The organism is Salibaculum griseiflavum, assembly GCF_003129565.1.
Lineage (GTDB): Bacteria > Pseudomonadota > Alphaproteobacteria > Rhodobacterales > Rhodobacteraceae > Salibaculum > Salibaculum griseiflavum.
This window is the reverse complement of the sequence record NZ_QETF01000019.1, coordinates 40,040-59,754: the sequence shown is the minus strand read 5'-3', so window position 1 is coordinate 59,754 and position 19,715 is coordinate 40,040. Positions and strand designations below refer to the sequence as shown.

The window sequence follows — 19,715 nt, the reverse complement described above, 5'->3', positions numbered from 1 at the left end:
CCCGATCCGCCGGTCTGCGCCCCGGGTTTCGGCTCGCTTGGCGAGCCGCCCGGCTGGGGGCGCTGCCCCCAGACCCCCGGAGTATTTCGGGCGAGATGAGGGTCAGGGAGCTTGGGTCAGGGGGCTTTGGGTCAGGCGGCTTTCGGGCGGGGCGGTCGTGTAAGGTGTGTCCAGGCTTCATATTGCGTCAGAAACACCTTGCCGCCCAGTTCATCCAGGAAATGCGACCGGCGCAGGCGGTCCATGACCGGGCCTTTGACTTCGGACAGGTGCAGGCGGATGCCGAGCCCCTTGAGACGGGTGTTGATGGCTTCCAGGCTTTCGAGCGCGGACATGTCCACCTCGTTGATGGCCGTGCATTGCAGGATCACGTCGGACAGGCCGCAATCCTCGGCCACGCGGTCATAGAGGTAGTCTTCGAGGAAGCGGGCATTGGCAAAATAGAGGCTTTCATCCACCCGCAGGGTGATGACACGCGGATGGGTCAGCACCTTGTGGCGGCGGATGTTGCGGAAATGCTCGGTTCCCTCGACCAGGCCCACCTCGGCCACGTGGGGCTTGGAGGTCTTGTAGAGATGCAGGGCGATGGACAGGACCACGCCGGCGCTGACGCCGGTTTCCACGCCGAAAGCAAGGGTCAGCAGGATGGTGGCCAGCACGGCGGCGAAATCGGCGCGCGAATAGGTCCAGGCGCGTTTGAGGATGCCGAGATCGACAAGGGACAGCACGGCGACGATGATCGTGGCCGCCAGCGTGGCCTTGGGCAGGAAGTAGATCAGCGGGGTCAGTGCAACGGCGGCGATGGCCAGGCCGATGGCGGTGAAGGCACCGGCGGCGGGCGTTTCGGCACCGGCGTCGAAATTGACGACCGACCGGGCGAAACCGCCGGTGACCGGGTAGCCCCCGGTGAAGGCCGCGCCGATATTGGCCGCGCCCAGGCCGATCAGTTCCTGGTCGGGGTCGATCCGCTGGCGTTTCTTGGCGGCCAGGGTCTGGGCGACCGAGATGGATTCGACGAAGCCGATGATCGAGATCAGCAGCGCGGGCATGAACAGCGCACGGATCAGCTCCATCGAGGTGTCGGGCAGGGTGAAGGGGGGCAGGGCCTGCGGCACGGCGCCCACGATCTGCACACCGGCTGTGTCCAGTCTGAAAACCCCGGCCAGAAGGGTCGTCACGACGACGGCGGCGACCGGGCCTGCCTTGGTCAGGATGTCGGCGAGGCGCGGGCCAAGGCCAGCGTTGAGGAGCAGCGGCTTCAGGCCCTTGCGCACCCAGAACAGGAAACCGGTGGCCGCGGCGCCGATGGCCAGCGTGATCCAGTTGATCTGCGAGAGGTGGTGGAACAGGCTTTCCAGAAGGTGGGGCAGGGTGTGGCCCGAGGCGTCGATGCCGAAGATATGCTTGAGCTGGCTGGTCGCGATCAGGATGCCCGACGCGGTGATGAACCCGGCGATGACGGGATGTGACAGGAAATTCGCCAGGAACCCGAGCCGAAGAAAGCCCAGGGTGAGCAGCATGGCCCCCGAAAGTCCCGCGAGGGTCAACGCAGCGGCGGCGTAGCCGGCCGTGCCTTGCTGGGCGACCTCGCCGATGGCCGCGGCGGTCATGAGCGAGACCACGGCGACCGGGCCGACGGCCAGCGCCCGGCTGGTGCCGAAGATCGAGTAGAGCATGATCGGCACGATCGAGGCATAGATCCCCGCCTCGGGCGGCAGGCCCGCCAACAGCGCATAGGCCAGCGATTGCGGGATCAGCATGATGGTGACGATGACCGCGGCGATCAGGTCGTTGGACAGGGCGTTGCGGTCATAGGTGCGACCCCAGGTCAGGATCGGCAGGTATCTGGTCAATGCGCGCATCACGAAGGGCCTCTATCGATAAGAAACAGGACTGGCAGGGCAGGGAGACCCCGCCAGCCCGTTCTGGAGCCCGGATCTCGGGCTCCGGTGGGGGGTGGAATCAGCTGGCGCTGATCTTTTCGGGTCGGGCCAGCCACTCGCGGCCCCGGAGCATGGCGCGCCAATAGACTGGCGGCAGCACCTGTTCCTTGAGCAGCCATGCCAGGCGCGACGGTTTTTCGCCGTTGATCAGCCATTTCGGGAAGGACGGCAGCAGCGCGCCGCCATAGCCGAACTCGGCCAGCACGATCTTGCCTTTTTCCACGGTCAGCGGGCAGGAGCCGTAGCCATTGTATTGCAGCTGTGCGCCGTGGCCGTCTATGTCGGCGACGACGTTGGCTGCGACGACGGGGGCCTGCATCCGCGCGGCGGCGGCGGTCTTGGCATTGGGGGCGTTCATCACGTCGCCCAGGGACCAGATATTGTCGAATTCCTTGTGGCGCAGCGTCGCCTGGTCGACATCGACCCAGCCAGCGGCATCCGCCAGCGGCGAGACGCGGATGAAATCCGGCGCGGTCTGCGGCGGGGTCACGTGCAGCATGTCGAAATCGAGTGTGACCTCGCGGTCCTCTTCATCTGGCGCAGTGACCTTGAAGGTCGCCTGCCTGGCCGGGCCATCCACGGCGATCAGGTTGTGGAAGAAATTCAGCTTGGCCCCGTAGCGTTCGACATAGCTTTCCAGCGCGGGGACGTAATCCTTGATGCCGAACAGCGCGCCGCCGGCATTCATGAACTGGATGTCGATCTTGTCGAGAACGCCCATCTCTTCCCAGTTGTTGGCCGAGAGATACATGGCCTTTTGCGGCGCACCCGCGCACTTGATCGGCATGGGTGGCTGGGTGAAGAGGGCGCGGCCCTGTTTCAGCCCCTTGACCAGTTCCCAAGTATAGGGCGCCAGGTCATAGCGGTAATTGGAAGTCACGCCGTTCTTGCCCAGCGTTTCGACCAGCCCGTCCACGGCGCCCCAATCCAGCTTCAGGCCGGGGGCGACGATCAGCCGGTCGTATTTCACGACGCGGCAGCCATCCAGCACCACGGCATTGTCCTTGGGTTCGAAGGCCGCGACCGCGGACTTCAGCCAATGCACACCCTTGGGGATCAGGCTGCCCATGGTCTTGGCGGTGGTCGAGGCATCGAAGACGCCGCCGCCAACCATCGTCCAGCCGGGCTGATAGTAGTGGATATCGGCCGGGTCGATCAGGGCGATCTCCAGCCCTTGCCGACGCTGCAGGATGGACGAGGCCGCGGCAATGCCGGCGGCGCCGCCACCGACGATCACGATGTCATACTTGGCATCGCCGGTATCGGTGGGCGTCTTGCCGCCGTTCACGATGCGACGCACGACCCCGGCCATGTCGTAGCCGGCGGCCTTGGTCTTGGACAGGATATCGGACGGTTCCAAAGTCTTGGCGCTGGACAGCGACCACAGCGTGGCCGAGCGGGTGCCGGTCCGGCAATAGGCCAGGACCGGCCCCGGCAGTTCGGTCAGGGCGGTGCCGAAATCCTCGGCATCCGCATCGCTGACCTTGCCGGCGACGATAGGAAGGTAACGGGCCTCAAGACCGACCTTCTCCGCCGCCGCCTCGATCTCCTCGAAGGTGGGCTGGTCCGACGCTTCGCCGTCGGGGCGGTTGCAGATGATCGCGCGGTAGCCCGCCTCCTTGATGGCCGTCAGGTCATCGGGGCAGATTTGCGGGCTGACGGTGATCGCGTCGGTGATGGTCTTGAATTCCATTGCTCTATCCTCTTGTCCCGTTCGCTTCGCTTACAGGCCGTTGACCGGAACCTTCAGCATCGGGTTGCCGTCCTTGTCGGTCGGGATCTCGCCCGCCCGCATGTTCACCTGAAGCGACGGGATGATCAGCTTGGGCATGTCCAGCTGGGCATCGCGCTCGGTGCGGAACTTGACGAATTCTTCTTTGGTCTTGCCGCCGCCGACATGGATGTTGTGCTCTTTTTCCTCGCCAACGGTGGTTTCCCACTGAATGTCGCGGCCGTTCGGGCCGTAATCGTGGCACATGAACAGGCGGGTTTCGTCGGGCAGGGTCAGCACCTTCTGGATGCTGTCATAGAGCGTGGCCGCGTCGCCGCCGGGGAAGTCGGCACGGGCCGAACCGCCATCGGGCATGAACAGCGTGTCACCCACGAAGGCAGCATCGCCCATCACGTGGACCATGCAGGCCGGGGTGTGGCCGGGCGTATACATGGCGAAAACGGGCATGTTGCCGACCATGTAGGTGTCGCCATCCTCGAACAGGGCGTCGAATTGCGAGCCATCGCGCTGGAATTCGGTGCCTTCGTTGAAGACCTTTCCGAAGGTGTCCTGAACGACCATGATCTTGGAGCCGATGCCGATCTTGCCGCCGATCTTCTCCTGGATGTAGGGCGCCGCGGACAGGTGGTCTGCGTGCACGTGGGTCTCGATGATCCATTCCAGCTTCAGGCCTTGCTCCTGGACCTGGCGGATGAGCTCGTCGGCGTGGTCATAGGTGATCCGGCCGGCGGCATAGTCGATGTCCATGACGCTGTCGACGATGGCGCAGCTGTTCGAGGTGGGATCCTTCACGATGTAGGAGATCGTGTTGGTGGCGTCATCGAAGAACGCCTGGACTTCGGGTTTGATGTCCATGTTGACGGGATAGGTGGTCATGTCCTGTTCCTCCTTTTTCGGGTCAGGCTGTCGCGGAATTTGTGCGACGTGCGGTGAGAGTCTGGGCGAACTTGGCGGCGAAGATGCCGGCGATGAGCGCGGCGGTGAATGTCAGAACCGCCGGGTTGAGGGTGCCGATGGCGGGCAGGGCGCCGCCGGGGCAGAACCCCGCGATCCCCCAGCCCACGCCGAAGACGGCGGAACCGGCGATCAGTTTGGCGTCAAGCTTGCGGTTCTGCGGCACGTGGAACTTGGCATCCATCAGCGGCTTGCCCGCAGGGCGCGCAACGACCAGCCAGTAGCCGGGTGCGGCCACAAGGATGGCGCCGCCCATGACGAAGATCAGCGACGGGTCCCAGGTTCCGAAGAAGTCGAAGAAGTTCAGAACCTTGGCGGGGTTGGCCATGCCGGACATCATGATGCCGATGCCGAAGATCAGGCCGATGAGGTATGTCGAGACGATCCGTTTCATGTGCTTAGCCTCCGAAAACGTGACGGACCACGTAAACGGTGATCGCGGTGAAAATCATGAAGGTGATGGTCGCGGCGATCGAACGCGGCGAGAAGCGCGCCATGCCGCAGACGCCGTGGCCGCTGGTGCAGCCCGCGCCGTAGGTGACGCCGACGCCGACGATGAATCCGCCAACGATCATCATCAATGTGTTCACGGGAACCTGGATTTCTGGGGCCTGGCCGGTAACCAGGGTCATCAACGCAGGGGCCGTGACCATGCCGGCCAGCAGCGCCGCGCGCCAGGACCAGTCCGAGGCCGAGGAGGGTTGCATGAACCCGGCGAGAACGCCGGTCGCGCCCATGATGCGGCCCAAGGTGAGCATCAGCAGGACAGTGGAGCTGCCGATGAGCAGTCCACCGAAGAGTGACATGAAAGGTGTGAATTCCGTGATCATTGGTCTTTCGGTTCCCTTGGGTCGGGGCCAATTGCAGCGGTCCCCGTTCCCGGTAAGTGTTGTATTCAGCAAGCGGTTATCGCCGGCTCCGGGAATATATATTTATAAAACCTAATATATGCAAGTATTGTAATGTTAGGTGGTGCCCGAAAGAAAAGGGGCCGTTAAGGCCCCGTTTTTTAATGAGATTATTTCTGGACCGGGTTGCGGTACTGCATCCGTCGCACCGATCCGGTCTTGGACCGCATGAGAATCGTCTCGGTCGTAAGGCTGTCGGGTTCCCGCTTGATTCCCTGCAGAAGCGACCCGTCCGTGACACCCGTGGCCGCGAAAATGACGTCCCCGGTCACCATGTCATCGCGGGTGTAGACCCGGTCGAGATTGGTGATCCCGGCCGATTTCGCGCGGCCGCGCTCGTCCTCGTTGCGGAAGACCAGTTTGCCATACATCTGCCCGCCCATGCATTTGAGTGCGGCGGCGGCCAGAACACCCTCGGGTGCGCCGCCCTGGCCCATGTAGATGTCGATACCGGTCGAGGGTTCGGCGCAATGCATCACCCCGGCCACGTCACCGTCGGTGATCAGCCGCACGGCAGCGCCGGTGCCGCGCAGCTCGGCGATCATTTCCTCGTGGCGGGGGCGTTCCAGAACGCAGACGGTGATGTCCTTCGTCGAGCAGCCCTTGGCCGAGGCCAGGGCCGAGACCCGCTCGGCCGGCGACATGGCCAAAGTCACGACGCCGGGTTTGTAGCCTGGCCCGATGGCCAGCTTGTCCATGTAGGTATCTGGGGCATGCAGCAACGACCCGCGCGAGGCCATGGCGATCACGGTCAGGGCATTGGGCATGTCCTTGGCGGTCAGGGTCGTGCCTTCCAACGGGTCGAGCGCGATATCCACCTGCGGGCCGTTGCCGTTGCCGACCTCTTCACCGATGAACAGCATCGGCGCCTCGTCCCGTTCGCCTTCGCCGATGACCACCGTGCCCTGGATGTCCAGCTGGTTGAGCTGATCGCGCATGGCATTCACCGCGGCCTGGTCGGCGGCCTTCTCATCGCCTCGCCCGATCCAGTCGGCGCTGGCGATGGCCGCCTGTTCGGCAACTCGGGCCAGGCCCAGCGATAGCATGCGGTCGTTGAAATCGGAGGGTGTGGACATGGGGCCGGTCCTTGTTGGAAATTGAATTTGCGCTTTGCCCTAGCGCGCAGGGGACAGGGCGGCAAGCCTGTGCGCGCTAACACGGTGGCTAGAGCGCGTTCAGCGTGTCCTGTATCGCCTCGACCGCCTGTGCCAGATGCGCGCCGTCGGCAATGGCGTGGTGGACCTCGGCAGTGAAAGCACAGGTCGTGCGACCGTTCGCACCGGTGACGAACTTTCCCCAGCTGAGCCGGGGTATGCAGTCTTGCGCGTCGGGCAGGGCGTTGGTCAGCCCTGTGAAGTCCAGCCAAGGCAGGCAGGAAAGATAGAGCAGATCGTCGCGTTCGCCGTTGCTCGGCGCGCGTTCGGCCCCGCCGCGGACGGCGGCGATCTCGGCTTCTGCCGCCGCGTCGAACGCGGGCCAGTCGGGCTGATACGCGACATAGCCGAAGCCGAAGCTGCCGTCAGGCAGGGCGATGGTGGGCGACAGGGTCAGCCGGTCATGTTCGACGACGATGTCTTGGCCGCGAAATCGGGTGCGCAGCTCCGGCACTGCGTGGCACCCGGCTGCAAGGGCATAAAGGCAGGCCCGGAAGGGCGACACCCCGTCGGCCTTGCGCCGCATGAGATGGGTCACGTCCAGCCGCACCGTTACCGCGAAATGCGGCCTCTCGTAGGTCCGGAACAGGCGATAGGCCCCTGCGCGCGGCCATGTATCAAGGTCGATAACCCGTTCCGCCACGTCCTAGACTTCTTCGATGCGGATCGCCACGGGGTCGGCCAGCACCACGTCGGTCTCGCGCACGGCGGCCAAGGCCTCGGACAGGTCGGCACGCGTGGTCTTGTGGGTGACGATCAGAACCGGGGCCGAGGTATCCTGATGGCCATATTGGCGCATACGGTCGATGGACACGCCTGCATCCCCGAGGATCGCGGTGATCTTGGCCAGTGCCCCCGGTTTGTCGATCAATTGCAGTCGCAGGTAATAGGCGGCGGGGACGGTGGAATTGGCGGCCCTGGCGTCGGCTAGCGTTTCGGCCGGTTGGCCGAACACCGGCAAACGCAGGCCGCGCGCGATATCCATCACGTCGCCCATGACCGCACTTGCCGTGGGGCCTTCGCCGGCGCCGGGGCCGCGCAGAACGATCTGTTCAACGGCGTCGCCTTCCAGCACCACCATGTTGGTGCCGCCTTCAAGCTGGCCCAGCGGGCTGCTGGCCGGCACAAGGCAGGGCGACATGCGCTGTTCCAGCCCGCGGCCGGTCATCTGCGCCACCCCCAGCAACTTGATGCGATAGCCCATGTCGGCGGCCTGGGTGATGTCGTCGATGGTGATCGCGCCGATCCCTTCCAGTTCGACCGCGTCGAAATTCGTCCGGGTGCCGAAAGCCAGGGCAGACAGGATCGCCAGCTTGTGGCCCGCATCGATGCCGCCCACGTCAAGGTTCGGATCGGCTTCCAGGTAGCCCAGCCCGTCGGCCTCGGCAAAGGCCTCTTCATAGGTCAGGCCCGCATTCTGCATCCGGGTCAGGATGTAATTGCAGGTGCCGTTCATCACGCCCATGACCCGTGTCATTTCGTTGCCGGCGAGGCCCTCCATCAGCGCCTTGATGACAGGAATGCCGCCAGCGACGGCCGCCTCGTAGCGCAGGTTGCAGCCCTTGGATTCCGCCAGTTCGGCCAGGGCCTGGCCGTGATGGGCCAGCATCGCCTTGTTGGCGGTCACGACATCCTTGCCCGCTGCCAGCGCCGCTTCGGTGGCGGCCTTGGCCGGGCCATCCGACCCGCCCATGAGTTCCACGAAGACATCCACGTCATCCCGCTTGGCCAGGGCCACGGGATCGTCTTCCCAATCGTAATGCGACAGGTTCACGCCCCGATCCTTGTCGCGGGTGCGGGCCGAGACAGCCACGATCTCGATCGGGCGGCCCGCGCGGGTTGTCAGCATCTTTGCCTGCTGGCGCACGATCCGCACCACGCCGACACCCACGGTGCCGAGGCCTGCAATCCCGAGACGGAGGGGGCTGGTCATCTGTCTGGTCCTTCCTGGCTGGTTTGGCGCCTGTTAGCCCGGATATGCCGCTACTGCAACGTAGGCCGCGCGACCCCGCGCAACAGTCGCTGTCGCACCGACGGGTCGAGCACCGGGCCGCGCAGCCGCGCCGCCCGCGCCTCCAGCGCGGCAAGTCGCCCTGCGAGGCCCGAAAGGGTCGCCGGGCCGCTGCGCTCGGACGTGGCCAGCGCATCGGCACGGGCCAGGATGCCGGTCAGCGGCGCAAGGGTCGGATAGGCCCCGCCCGACCGTTCGGCGCCGGCCGGATCGCGCGGCAGGTCGAACTGGGGGAAAGGGCTGCATGCGGTCAAGCCGCCCAGCAGGACAAGGGTCATCAGGCGCATCGGCGAGACAATAGGGCCTGCGCGCGGCCAAGGGCAAGTCGCATAACGGGCTTTTCAAATGAACGGCTGTTCAGTTAAATGCCGCGGACGAGGCGAAGGAGTGCTCATGGCGCGAAAGACAGGTTCTCATTCGGAGATTACCGGCCCGCGCGTGCGTGACGCGGCACTCAAGTTGATTGCGCAGCATGGCTTCGCCGCCGTGTCGATGCGCCGGATCGCCGAGGAGGTGGGCGTTCAGGCCGGGGCGCTCTACAATTACACCCGCGACAAGCAGGCGTTGTTGTTCGACCTGATGCGAAACCACATGGAAGAGCTTCTTGCGGCCCGCCAGGAGGCGGCGGTTTCAGGTGATCCGGTGGCGCGGCTCGATGCCTTCACCCGGTTCCACATCCACTGGCACCTGCCGCGCGGGGACCAGGTATTCATTTCCTATATGGAACTGCGCAACCTGACCCCGGAGAATTTCGCCGAGATCGAACGGTTGCGGAAGGTCTACGAGGACGAGTTGGAGCACATCCTGCAGGACGGCGTCGATGCGGGCCTGTTCCATCTGGACGACACCAAGGTGACGACCCTCGCGATCATCGCCATGTTGACGGGGATGAGCACATGGTACCGGGCCGAGGGCCGGTTGAGCCTGGACAGGATCGAGGGGCTTTATGTGGGCATGGTGCGGCGGCTTGTCGGCATTTGAGACCTTTGCCCGCGCATCCCGCCTGTGCACCTTGCCGCAAGGTGCCTTGAACGACCGATGACCAGCCCATTGCCGAAATGCGTGTCGCCTCCGCTGGCCGGGCAATGACCTGCGGCATGTTGCTGGCGCTGGGCCGGGGTGTCGCCGGTGATGGCCGATCAGATCACGCCAAGGAGTTCCGGTGACCGGTTCAGGCCGTGTCAGAAACAGCCGACCTCGCCCGCGGGATTGCCGGTGGTGCTCCACTTGAGCTGCGGCGTGAAACGCGGGGCGGTGACGATCATGTCCTCGAAGACGATCGTCCAGTCCCGACCGATGGTGAAGATCGGCTCATGGGCGACCTGGGTTTCCACGACGATCAGAGCCTGGCCATCCGGCAGAACAGGGATCTTGTTTTCGGACACATACGTGTCGAGCGTGCCGTCGCTCATCGGGGTCAGTTCACCCTTGGCCTCGGACCAGCAGACGAAATAGTCGTTGTCATCCTCGTCAAAGCTGATGACCGACACGCGCAGGCTGGTGTCGTGGTTCGACGTGGTGATGAAGCGGTGCAGCCGCCACATGCTGTTGAGGTAATCCCCGGTGACATATCCTTCGGTATCGCCGCCGCGGCGGCTCAGCGCGTCGGAAATCGTATAGGCGGCCTTGAGGTTGTTCGATTGCGAGCGGAAAGCTTCGAAGAAGACATAGGTTGCAAGGCAGGCAACGAAGAGGGTCGGAAACATCAGGAATGTCTCGACCACGGCCGTGCCGCCCTCGTCCCGGCGAAACTTGCGATACTGGCTATGGATACGGCGCAACATGGATCAGCTCGGCTCCATCACGAAGGCCGACATGGAGACCAGGCGGTAGTGCCGGTCGCTATGGCTGCGCGACAGCACGTAGCCAAGGCCGAATTCCGGCAGCATCGGCCGGAACAGGCCGCAGGCGCGCAGGACCATGATCTCGTTGTCGGCGCCGTTGTTGAAATTTCGGGCGGGTTCGAAAGGCTCACTGACATTGATGCAGCTTGCCTGGCGCGGAATGTTGGACCAGTTATCCGGATCGATCGGGCGCATCTCCAGCCGCATCGTGGTCGTGCAGTCGGGGATGATCCCGGCGGCATTGCAGATCATCCGGCGCAGGTCCTGTTCATCCAGGTCCGACCCGGTGTTCAGGCGCACTTCGCGCACGGCCATGTCCAACCCGCGCTCCAGCATGACGTGACGGGTCATCATCAGGCCCAGCTCATAGGCGGACACAAGCAGCACCATGAAGGGCAAGAAGACCAGGACGAATTCGATCGTCGGGCCGCCATCGTCACGCCGCCGGAACCGGAAGGGGAAAGACAGGATACGTTTGAACATGAACCGTTTTGCCTACTTGGTCAGTTTCAGGGCTCGGATGTCCGAGGCGATGGCGCTGAATGCTTCCGAAATCTCGACCCCGTCCACGTTGAAGTAGTGGTTCGGGGAGCTGGCGCAGTCGCGCAGGGCGATCTGGCCGCCCGAGGGCGCCTCGAAGGCAACCGTGTAGATCACCACGCCGGCGTCGCGCGCGGTTGCGCAGATCTCTGACAACCTGTTGTCGGCCTGCCAGGAATTCACCAGGCCGGTATCAAGCGCATAATCGGGCGCGCGGTATTCATACCAGGACAGGGCCCCGTCATTATAGGCCCTTGAAAGGTAGATGTTGTTGATGCGGTTGTAGACGTGCTCGGCATACATGTCCTGCCAACTGGCATGATAGACGTTGTCTTCGTAGTGGACCCCTTGGCCGGCGATGCCGGTGGGCGATTCCGGGGTCGCGTTGATGTAGTCCGAGCGGCTGTCGAAGCCATTGGGATAGTCCCTCCAGCGCGATGACCAACTGAACCCGTTCCAGTAAAAGCGGTCGTCCCAGCGATAATCCGGTGTGTCCAGCCCGGCGTATTGGACCGAGAACTCGTTCGAGTCCACTTGACTCAGCGGCTGGCCGGCATAGTCCCGGTCGAACCAGAGCATCGACATACCCGATTTCATGGGCTCTTCGAGGTCGTATTGGCTGGTGTTCTGTCCGTCTGTCATCAGGACGACGATCTTGAGCACCTCGTCGTCGTCAAAGCTCTGTGGGCGGTCGGCGGCGGCGGCGGGCACGGAACTGCCGGTCTGGCCTGCAAGCCCTTGCATGATCGGCCGCGTGCTGGGGTCCAGCAAGCCGACGCCCCATTTCATACCCATGTCGATGGCGGTGTTCCCATAGGGTTGCAGCGCGTCGATCGCGTTATGCAGAAGCCCCTCGTTCGAGGTGGTCAGCACGATCCCGTTGTGGTCGCCCTCGTGGCACCAAGGATACTTGATCGGGTTGTTGTAGCGTGAATCCCAGTACCAATCCGGGTCGAAATGCGAAACGTGGTCGTAGGTCTCCGACAGGTCCAGCTCTGTCGTGTCGAAAACGTCGTCCTCGAAGAGGGGACAGGTTGAATGAGGATGGGTGCGCGAAATGTTCAAAAAAGGCGAGATCTGCGTGCCGGGGTTGACCACGGCGCTGTAGGGGATCATCGAAATGGTGATCAGCCCGTTCGGAGCGTTCGTGTTGTTTGCCAGGACGGTCGACACGAATTCCCGCGCGGCCGGGCGCAGGTTCTGGATCCGGTTGTTGCGATCCATGGACCCCGAGACATCGAGCACAAGCGAGACCTCGACATCCGAGACCCGTTCCTCGGCGGTCGAGGTGCTGCTGACCTTGAGGGTCGACAAGCCCGGCTGGAACGGCTCCATGAAGACACGGGGCAATTCGGTGAAGAACATCGGCATGTTCGCCTCGGCGGAAGCCGATACCACCCGGTAGTTCAGCCCCTCGTCGACCTGGGGGCTGTCGATCAGGTAATCGCGCAGGCCGGCGGTTTCGAAATAGTTCTCGACCACCTCGGCAGGGGGGAGTGTCTGATCCAGGTCCGCGGCGGCCAGAACGGCGCGATCCAGCGTGCCCTGCAACTTGGCACGGGTGGTCTCGAAGCGCATGTAGTCGACTGCCATGCCACCGAACCAGAGGATCAGGACGAACAGGAACAACGAGAAGAAGATGATCATGCCACCTTCTTCGTCTCGCCGGAAACGGTGCAGCCACGGCGCTGGATCGGGCCGCGTCTTTTCTGGTTTCCTCGTGTTGGGCATCGGTCAACCTTTCCCACGTTCACTCTGCGCACCTCGGCCGAGGCGCATTTCCCCGAGGGCAAGACATCAGGTCTAGGTGGCGAAAATGAGGCGAAGGCTGGACGCAAATCGACTAACTGGCGACGGGGGCGAAACGATGCACGGGATTTGTGATGATCTGTTGCCGCTTTCGGGCCAATGGCGCGATGCGGCGGGGCACTTATCCCAAGCTCGGGCGCTGATTGGCACGCCATCCCACTCCAAACCAACGAATTGTTCAAAAACCGGGCGAATCGGCGTTAAGGTCGGGCAAAAGGCGTCGCAAGAACGCCATTTGCCCGAACCGGGCCCCTACAAGGAAGGTCAAAGATCATGAACGTAATGCCCCAGAACGAGCCGACATTCCGCGAGAGCGTGGACATCATGTACAACCGCGCCGTGGCCCTGATGGACCTTCCGCCCGGCTTGGAAGAGAAAATCCGCGTCTGCAATGCCACCTACACGGTGCGGTTCGGCGTGCGGCTACGGGGCAAGGTCGAGACCTTCACGGGCTATCGCTCGGTGCATTCGGAGCACATGGAACCGGTCAAGGGCGGCATTCGCTATGCCCTGGCCGTTGACCAGGACGAGGTCGAGGCGCTGGCGGCGCTGATGACCTACAAGTGCGCCCTTGTCGAAACGCCGTTTGGCGGGTCCAAGGGCGGGCTCTGTGTCGATCCGACCAAGTGGGAAGAACACGAGCTCGAACAGATCACCCGCCGCTTCGCCTATGAACTGGCCAAGCGCGACCTGATCAACCCCTCCCAGAACGTGCCCGCCCCCGACATGGGCACCGGCGAGCGCGAAATGGCCTGGATCGCCGACCAGTATCGCCGCATGAACACCACCGATATCAACGCCGCCGCCTGTGTCACCGGCAAGCCGCCGCACGCGGGTGGCATCCAGGGCCGGGTCGAGGCCACGGGCCGCGGTGTGGAATACGCCCTGCGCGAGTTTTTCCGTGAACCCGAGGACGTCAAGAAGGCGGGCTTGTCGGGTTCGTTGGACGGCAAGCGCGTGATCGTTCAGGGCCTCGGCAATGTCGGGTATCATGCGGCCAAGTTCCTGTCCGAGGAGGACGGCTGCAAGGTCATCGGCATCATCGAACGCGACGGCGCGCTGCTGAACGAAGCGGGTATCGACGTGGAAACCGTGCGTCAGTGGATCATGAAACATGGCGGCGTCTCGAACTACCCCGACGCCACCCATCATGCCGATGGCAACAAGGTGCTAGAGGCGGATTGCGACATCCTGATCCCGGCCGCCCTGGAAGGGGTGATCAACCTGCAGAATGCCCCGCGCATCAAGGCGCCGCTGATCATCGAGGCCGCGAACGGCCCGGTGACCGCAGGGGCCGATGACGTGCTGCGCGAAAAGGGCACCGTGATCATTCCCGACCTCTATGCAAATGCCGGCGGTGTGACCGTGTCCTATTTCGAATGGGTCAAGAACCTGTCCCATATCCGGTTCGGCCGGATGCAGCGCCGCCAGGAAGAGGCGCGCCACGAACTCATTGTTCGTGAACTGGAACGGCTGGACGACAAGATGGGCGATGCCTGGTCCATGTCCCCCGATTTCAAGCGCAAATACATGCGCGGGGCGGACGAATTGGAACTGGTCCGCTCGGGCCTGGACGATACGATGCGCACGGCGTTCCAGGCCATGCGCGAAAAATGGCACGGGCGCAGTGACGTCAATGACCTGCGCACCGCCGGTTTCATCACGGCGATCGAACGCGTCGCCAAGAGCTACGCAGCCAAGGGACTCTAGCGCCCTCCAAAGGCCGGCGCGCGGCATCTGTCGCGGGCTGGCCGGTATTTGTCGAAAAGCACCGTTGCGCGGCCCGCGCCACTTGCTAGGGTCGCCCCAAGCAGGGGAGGCCACGCATCATGGGCTATTCAGGGTTCCGCGTTCTCAAGGAAGGGCTTTTGGGCCACAAGGGCTGGAAACCCGTCTGGCGCGATCCCGACCCCAGGCCGGAATATGACATCGTCATCATCGGTGGCGGCGGACATGGCCTGTCCACCGCCTATTACCTGGCCAAGGAACACGGGCTGACCAACGTGGCCGTCCTGGAGAAAGGCTATATCGGCGGCGGCAATGTGGGGCGGAACACCACGATCGTGCGGGCCAACTACTTCCTGCCCGGCAATTCGGAGTTCTACAGCCATTCGCTCAAGCTGTGGGAAAGCCTTGAGCAAGACCTCAACTACAACGTGATGCATTCGCAGCGCGGCCTGATCAACCTGTTCCATTCCGACGGCCAGCGCGACGCTTTTGCCCGGCGCGGTAACGCCATGGTCAACCAGGGCGACGATGCGATCCTGCTGGATCGCGACGGGGTGCGCGAGCATCTGCCCTACCTCGATTTCGACAATGTGCGCTTTCCCATCTATGGCGGGCTCTATCACCCGCGCGGGGGCACCGCCCGGCATGATGCCGTGGCCTGGGGCTATGCCCGTGGCGCCGACCAGCGCGGCGTCGACCTGATCCAGAATTGCGAGGTCACGGGGATCGACATCCAGAACGGCAAGGTCACCGGCGTTCAGACCACGCGCGGCGCGATCCGGGCCAAGAAGGTTGGGATCGTCGTCGCGGGTCGCTCGGGGCAGGTGGCGGAAATGGCCGGCATGCGCCTGCCCATCGAAAGCCATATCCTGCAGGCCTTCGTGACCGAGGGGCTCAAGCCGATCATCGACCATGTGGTCAGCTTCGGGATGGGCCATTTCTATATCAGCCAGTCCGACAAGGGCGGGCTGGTCTTTGGCGGCGATCTGGACTTCTACAGCTCTTACGCCAGCCGCGGCAACCTGCCCATGGCCGAGCACGTGATGGATGCGGCCATGACCCTGATGCCCGCCATCGGCAAGGCCAAGGTGCTGCGCAGCTGGGGCGGGATCATGGACATGACGCCCGATGGCAGCCCGATCATCGACAAGACCGGGACCGAAGGTCTCTTTATAGATTGCGGCTGGTGCTATGGCGGCTTCAAGGCGGTGCCGGGATCGGGCTTTTCCTTCGCCCATCTGATGGCCACCGGACGCCATCACGAGCCGGCGGCGAAATTCCGGCTGGACCGGTTCCGCACCGGGCGCGGCCTGATGGATGAAGAGGGCACCGGCTCTCAGCACAACCTGCATTAAGGACACGACATGCGCATCCCTTGCCCCATCTGCGGCACCCGTGACCGGCGCGAATTCTATTACCAGGGCGCGGCAGAGCTGTTGCACCGCCCGGCCCCCGATGCGGGCGACGCCGCCTGGGACGACTACCTGCACAATCGCGACAATCCCTGCGGCGAAACCCGCGACCTGTGGTTTCACGAGGCCGGTTGCGGGGCCTGGCTGGTGGTGACGCGCAACACCGCCACGCACGAGGTCATGGGCGCCGAACTGGCCGAGAAGGTGGCATCATGAGGATCGAGGGGCGCGGCCTTTACCAGACGAACACCTCGGTTCCGTTCACCTTTGACGGCGAACGGCTGACCGGGCGCGAGGGCGATACGCTCGCCGCGGCCCTGATCGCCAATGACAAGCGGGTCGTGGCGCGGTCTTTCAAGTATCACCGGCCGCGCGGCATCCTGACCGCCGGGTCCGAGGAACCCAACGCGCTGGTCACCATCGGCCATGGCCCGCAGCAGGATCCGAACGTGCGCGCCACGGTTCAGGAACTGTACGAGGGGCTGGAGGCGCGCAGCCAGAATGCGTTCCCCTCGGTCAATTTCGACCTGATGGCGGTCAATGACCTGATGTCGCCCTTCCTGGGGGCGGGGTTCTATTACAAGACGTTCATGTGGCCCAAGAGTTTTTGGGAAAAGCTTTACGAACCCATCATCCGCCGCGCCGCAGGTCTGGGTGCCCTGTCGGGCCTGACCAACGAAGACAGCTATGAGAAGGCCTATGCCTTCTGCGATGTGCTGGTGATCGGGGCGGGCCCGGCGGGGTTGATGGCGGCGCTGACCGCGGCCCGGGCCGGGGCGGATGTGATCCTTGCCGATGAAGACAGCCAGATGGGCGGCCGCCTTCTGGCCGAAACGCAAGAGGTTGACGGCAAGCCCGGCCCAGTCTGGGCGGCCGAGGTCGCGGCCGAACTCGCGGCCATGGAGAACGTGCGCCTGATGCCGCGGACCGCGGTGACCGGCGCCTATGACCAGGGCACTTACGGCGCGCTGGAACGGGTGGGTCAGCACCATCCGCACCAGCCCGGCAAGCCGCTGGAATGTTTCTGGCGCATCGCCGCCAGCCGCGCGATCCTGTGTGCCGGGGCGCTGGAACGGCCCGTGGCCTTTCCCAACAATGACCGCCCGGGCATCATGACCGCCGGGGCCGTGCGTGCCTATCTCAACCGCTGGGGTGTCGTGGCGGGCCGAAAGGTTGCCCTTTTCGCTAACAATGACGGGGCACACCGGACCGCACTGGACCTGATGGATGCGGGCATCGAGGTGGCGGCGGTGATCGACAGCCGCGCCGGGGCGCAGGCTTTGGGCGATTATCCCTTGCATGCCGGGGCGCAGGTCATCGGAACCAAGGGCCGGAAGGGGCTCGAAAGCCTGACCGTCGACACCGGATCCGGCCGGGTCCGGGTTGCCGCCGATTGCCTTGCCATGTCGGGGGGCTGGAACCCCTCGGTGCACCTGACCTGCCACATGAATGGCCGCCCGGAATGGGATGCCGAAACGCTCAGCTTCCTGCCGCGCGACGGGATGGTGCCGGGCCTCACCGTGGCCGGGGCCGCGCGCGGGCAATTCTCGACCGCGGCCTGCCTCGCCGATGGGGTGCGGGTGGCCGGGGATGTCCTCTCGGAACTGGGGCGGACGCCGGCGGACAATGCCGTGCCCGACGCCGAGGATCGCCCCTATCGCATCGAGGAATTGTGGGCGGTCGAAGGAAAGGGCCGCAAGTGGCTCGACTTCCAGAACGACGTGCATGTGAAGGATGTGCGGCTCGCGGCGCAGGAAAACTTCCGCTCGGTCGAGCATATGAAGCGCTACACGACGCAGGGCATGGCGACCGATCAGGGCAAGAATTCCAACGTGGCCGCCCTGGCCGTGCTGGCCGATGCCACGGGCCGTAGCATTCCCGAAACCGGAACAACCACGTTCCGCCCGCCCTATACGCCGGTTTCCATCGCCGCGATGGGCGCGGGATCGCAGGGCGAGGGATTCGCGCCCAAACGCCTGACGACCAGCCATCATGCCAGTGTCGACCGCGGGGCGCCGATGATCGAGGCGGGTCTGTGGTATCGCCCAAGCTATTTCCCGAAACCCGATGAAAAGACCTGGCTGGAGGCTTGCAACCGAGAGGTCAAGATGGTCCGCAATGCCGTGGGCATCTGCGACGTCTCCACCCTTGGAAAGATCGACATTCAGGGCTCCGATGCAGCGGCCTTCCTCGATTTCGTCTACACCAACACCTTCAGCACGCTGAAGGTGGGCCGGGTGCGCTATGGTCTGATGCTGCGCGAGGACGGCCATGTCATGGATGATGGCACCACCGCGCGAATGGGGGAAAACCACTTCGTGATGACCACGACCACGGCGGCGGCGGGGCTTGTCATGCGGCATCTGGAATGGGTGTCGCAGGCGCTGCGCCCCGATCTCGACGTGGTGTTCACAAGTGCCACCGAACAATGGGCGCAATTCGCCGTGGCCGGGCCGAAATCGCGGGAGCTGCTGGATGCAGTGGTCGATGGGGGCATCGACCCCGAGGCCTGGCCTTTCATGGCCTGTGGCGAGGTCGACGTGATGGGCGTGCATGGGCGGCTGTTCCGTATCTCCTTCTCGGGGGAACATGCCTACGAGATCGCGGTGCCGGCCCGCTATGGCGCGGCGCTCTACCGCGTCTTGCTGGCGCAGGCCGAAACCATGGGCGGCGGCGCCTACGGGATGGAAGCGCTGAACGTCATGCGGATCGAAAAGGGCCATATCACCCATGCCGAGATTCATGGCCGGACCACGGCCTTTGATATCGGGTTCGAGGGGATGGTCAGTAAGAAGAAGGACTGCGTCGGCCAATCCGCCTCGCGCCGTCCGGGCCTTCTGGAGGACAGCCGCGAACAACTTGTGGGGCTGAAACCCGTCGATCCGGCAGGCCAACTGACCGCTGGGGCGCATCTGTTCGAGGAACGTGCCCAGCCCGTACGAACCAACGATCATGGCTATGTCACAAGTGTCTGCCACTCGCCGACACTCGGGCATGACCTGGCGCTGGGCTTCCTGGCAAATGGCCGGGCGCGGTATGGCGAAACGATCAAGCTGGTCGATCACTTGCGCGGGGTCACGACGCTGTGCGAGGTCTGCGATCCGGTGTTCTTTGACAAGGAAGGGGGGCGCGTCCGTGGCTAATCTTGTTGCTCTTTCGCCCTGTGCCGGGCTTCTGCCGCAGACGATCGGTGCGGTCACCATTGCCGAGGTCGAACCCGGACGGATCACGGCAATCCTGCCTTTCAAGGGGCAGCAGAAGGCGGTTGCCGAGACCTTGAAAACGGCCTTGGGCGTGGGATTTCCGGCGCCCGGGCGTAGCGAGGCTAAGGCCGGCGCGCGCATGGTCTGGGTCGGAAAGGGTGAGGCCCTTCTGATGGGCGCCGATTGCCCCGACCTGCCGGGCGCGGCCTTCGTGGATCAATCCGATGCGTGGTGCGTGGTCGAGATCGCCGGTGAGGCCGCCGAGGATGTGCTGGCCCGCCTGGTTCCCGTGGATCTGCGGGCAGCGGTTTTCAAGCGGGGTCACACGGTCAAATCCCTGCTGGGCCACATGACGGCCAGTATAACCCGGACCGGGGCCAACGCGTTCCAGATCATGGTGTTCCGCTCGATGGCGGAAACCCTTGTCGAAGAGCTGACCCATGCCGCCAAGGGCGTGGCCGCGCGCGGCTGACGGGC

Annotated in this window: 18 protein-coding genes; 6 read left to right on the top strand and 12 right to left on the bottom strand. The window is 64.1% G+C overall.

Annotated features, from left to right (window positions below):
* Nucleotides 1-131: 131 nt before the first annotated feature.
* From DFK10_RS14065 to DFK10_RS14025, 9 genes are all read right to left on the bottom strand, one after another.
* Nucleotides 132-1,862, bottom strand: coding sequence for a SulP family inorganic anion transporter (locus DFK10_RS14065; protein WP_109389664.1), 1,731 nt, complete (start codon nt 1,860-1,862; stop codon nt 132-134).
* Nucleotides 1,863-1,962: 100 nt separating this feature from the next.
* Nucleotides 1,963-3,636 carry a bifunctional protein tyrosine phosphatase family protein/NAD(P)/FAD-dependent oxidoreductase gene (locus tag DFK10_RS14060; RefSeq protein WP_109389663.1) on the bottom strand — a complete coding sequence of 558 codons (1,674 nt, stop codon included), beginning with the start codon at nt 3,634-3,636 and terminating at the stop codon, nt 1,963-1,965.
* Nucleotides 3,637-3,666: 30 nt separating this feature from the next.
* On the bottom strand, nt 3,667-4,551 hold the full coding sequence (locus DFK10_RS14055; protein ID WP_109389662.1) for an MBL fold metallo-hydrolase: 885 nt from the start codon (nt 4,549-4,551) through the stop codon (nt 3,667-3,669).
* A 22-nt stretch (nt 4,552-4,573) separates the two neighbouring features.
* The gene (locus tag DFK10_RS14050) at nt 4,574-5,023 is read right to left on the bottom strand and encodes a YeeE/YedE family protein (protein ID WP_109389661.1); all 450 of its coding nucleotides are present in this window, start codon (nt 5,021-5,023) and stop codon (nt 4,574-4,576) included.
* Nucleotides 5,024-5,027: 4 nt separating this feature from the next.
* Nucleotides 5,028-5,459, bottom strand: coding sequence for a YeeE/YedE family protein (locus DFK10_RS14045; protein WP_109389660.1), 432 nt, complete (start codon nt 5,457-5,459; stop codon nt 5,028-5,030).
* 188 nt (nt 5,460-5,647) lie between these two features.
* Nucleotides 5,648-6,613, bottom strand: a complete 966-nt coding sequence (glpX, locus tag DFK10_RS14040; RefSeq protein ID WP_109389659.1) for a class II fructose-bisphosphatase — start codon at nt 6,611-6,613, stop codon at nt 5,648-5,650.
* A gap of 88 nt (nt 6,614-6,701) precedes the next feature.
* Nucleotides 6,702-7,334 carry a CatA-like O-acetyltransferase gene (locus tag DFK10_RS14035; protein ID WP_109389658.1) on the bottom strand — a complete coding sequence of 211 codons (633 nt, stop codon included), beginning with the start codon at nt 7,332-7,334 and terminating at the stop codon, nt 6,702-6,704.
* Between the two features lie 3 nt (nt 7,335-7,337).
* Nucleotides 7,338-8,624: a homoserine dehydrogenase gene (locus DFK10_RS14030; RefSeq protein WP_109389657.1), complete on the bottom strand. Its 1,287-nt coding sequence runs from the start codon at nt 8,622-8,624 to the stop codon at nt 7,338-7,340.
* Nucleotides 8,625-8,674: 50 nt separating this feature from the next.
* On the bottom strand, nt 8,675-8,989 hold the full coding sequence (locus tag DFK10_RS14025; protein WP_109389656.1) for a hypothetical protein: 315 nt from the start codon (nt 8,987-8,989) through the stop codon (nt 8,675-8,677).
* 106 nt (nt 8,990-9,095) lie between these two features.
* Here DFK10_RS14025 and DFK10_RS14020 point away from each other — a divergent pair, with 106 nt between their 5' ends.
* Nucleotides 9,096-9,683, top strand: a complete 588-nt coding sequence (locus DFK10_RS14020) for a TetR/AcrR family transcriptional regulator (RefSeq protein WP_109389655.1) — start codon at nt 9,096-9,098, stop codon at nt 9,681-9,683.
* Between the two features lie 200 nt (nt 9,684-9,883).
* On the opposite strand, the gene DFK10_RS14015 is transcribed toward DFK10_RS14020, so the two are convergent.
* Genes DFK10_RS14015 through DFK10_RS14005 form a run of 3 tightly spaced genes read right to left on the bottom strand, consistent with a single transcriptional unit; the run spans nt 9,884 to nt 12,733 of the window.
* Nucleotides 9,884-10,486, bottom strand: a complete 603-nt coding sequence (locus DFK10_RS14015) for a TadE/TadG family type IV pilus assembly protein (protein ID WP_109389654.1) — start codon at nt 10,484-10,486, stop codon at nt 9,884-9,886.
* Nucleotides 10,487-10,489: 3 nt separating this feature from the next.
* Nucleotides 10,490-11,029, bottom strand: a complete 540-nt coding sequence (locus DFK10_RS14010) for a TadE/TadG family type IV pilus assembly protein (RefSeq protein WP_109389653.1) — start codon at nt 11,027-11,029, stop codon at nt 10,490-10,492.
* Between the two features lie 12 nt (nt 11,030-11,041).
* Nucleotides 11,042-12,733 (bottom strand): TadE/TadG family type IV pilus assembly protein, encoded by a 1,692-nt coding sequence (locus DFK10_RS14005; protein WP_217810164.1) that lies wholly within the window; start codon nt 12,731-12,733, stop codon nt 11,042-11,044.
* A gap of 435 nt (nt 12,734-13,168) precedes the next feature.
* Between DFK10_RS14005 and DFK10_RS14000 the strand changes: the two genes are divergently transcribed.
* From DFK10_RS14000 to DFK10_RS13980, 5 genes are all read left to right on the top strand, one after another.
* Nucleotides 13,169-14,605 (top strand): Glu/Leu/Phe/Val family dehydrogenase, encoded by a 1,437-nt coding sequence (locus DFK10_RS14000; RefSeq protein WP_109389651.1) that lies wholly within the window; start codon nt 13,169-13,171, stop codon nt 14,603-14,605.
* 119 nt (nt 14,606-14,724) lie between these two features.
* Nucleotides 14,725-15,978 carry a sarcosine oxidase subunit beta family protein gene (locus DFK10_RS13995; protein ID WP_109389650.1) on the top strand — a complete coding sequence of 418 codons (1,254 nt, stop codon included), beginning with the start codon at nt 14,725-14,727 and terminating at the stop codon, nt 15,976-15,978.
* 9 nt (nt 15,979-15,987) lie between these two features.
* Nucleotides 15,988-16,251, top strand: a complete 264-nt coding sequence (locus DFK10_RS13990; protein WP_109389649.1) for a sarcosine oxidase subunit delta — start codon at nt 15,988-15,990, stop codon at nt 16,249-16,251.
* Nucleotides 16,248-19,178 (top strand): sarcosine oxidase subunit alpha family protein, encoded by a 2,931-nt coding sequence (locus DFK10_RS13985; RefSeq protein WP_109389648.1) that lies wholly within the window; start codon nt 16,248-16,250, stop codon nt 19,176-19,178. Before DFK10_RS13990 ends, DFK10_RS13985 begins: the two co-directional genes overlap by 4 nt.
* Nucleotides 19,171-19,710, top strand: coding sequence for a sarcosine oxidase subunit gamma (locus DFK10_RS13980; RefSeq protein ID WP_109389647.1), 540 nt, complete (start codon nt 19,171-19,173; stop codon nt 19,708-19,710). Before DFK10_RS13985 ends, DFK10_RS13980 begins: the two co-directional genes overlap by 8 nt.
* The last annotated feature ends 5 nt before the right edge of the window (nt 19,711-19,715 follow it).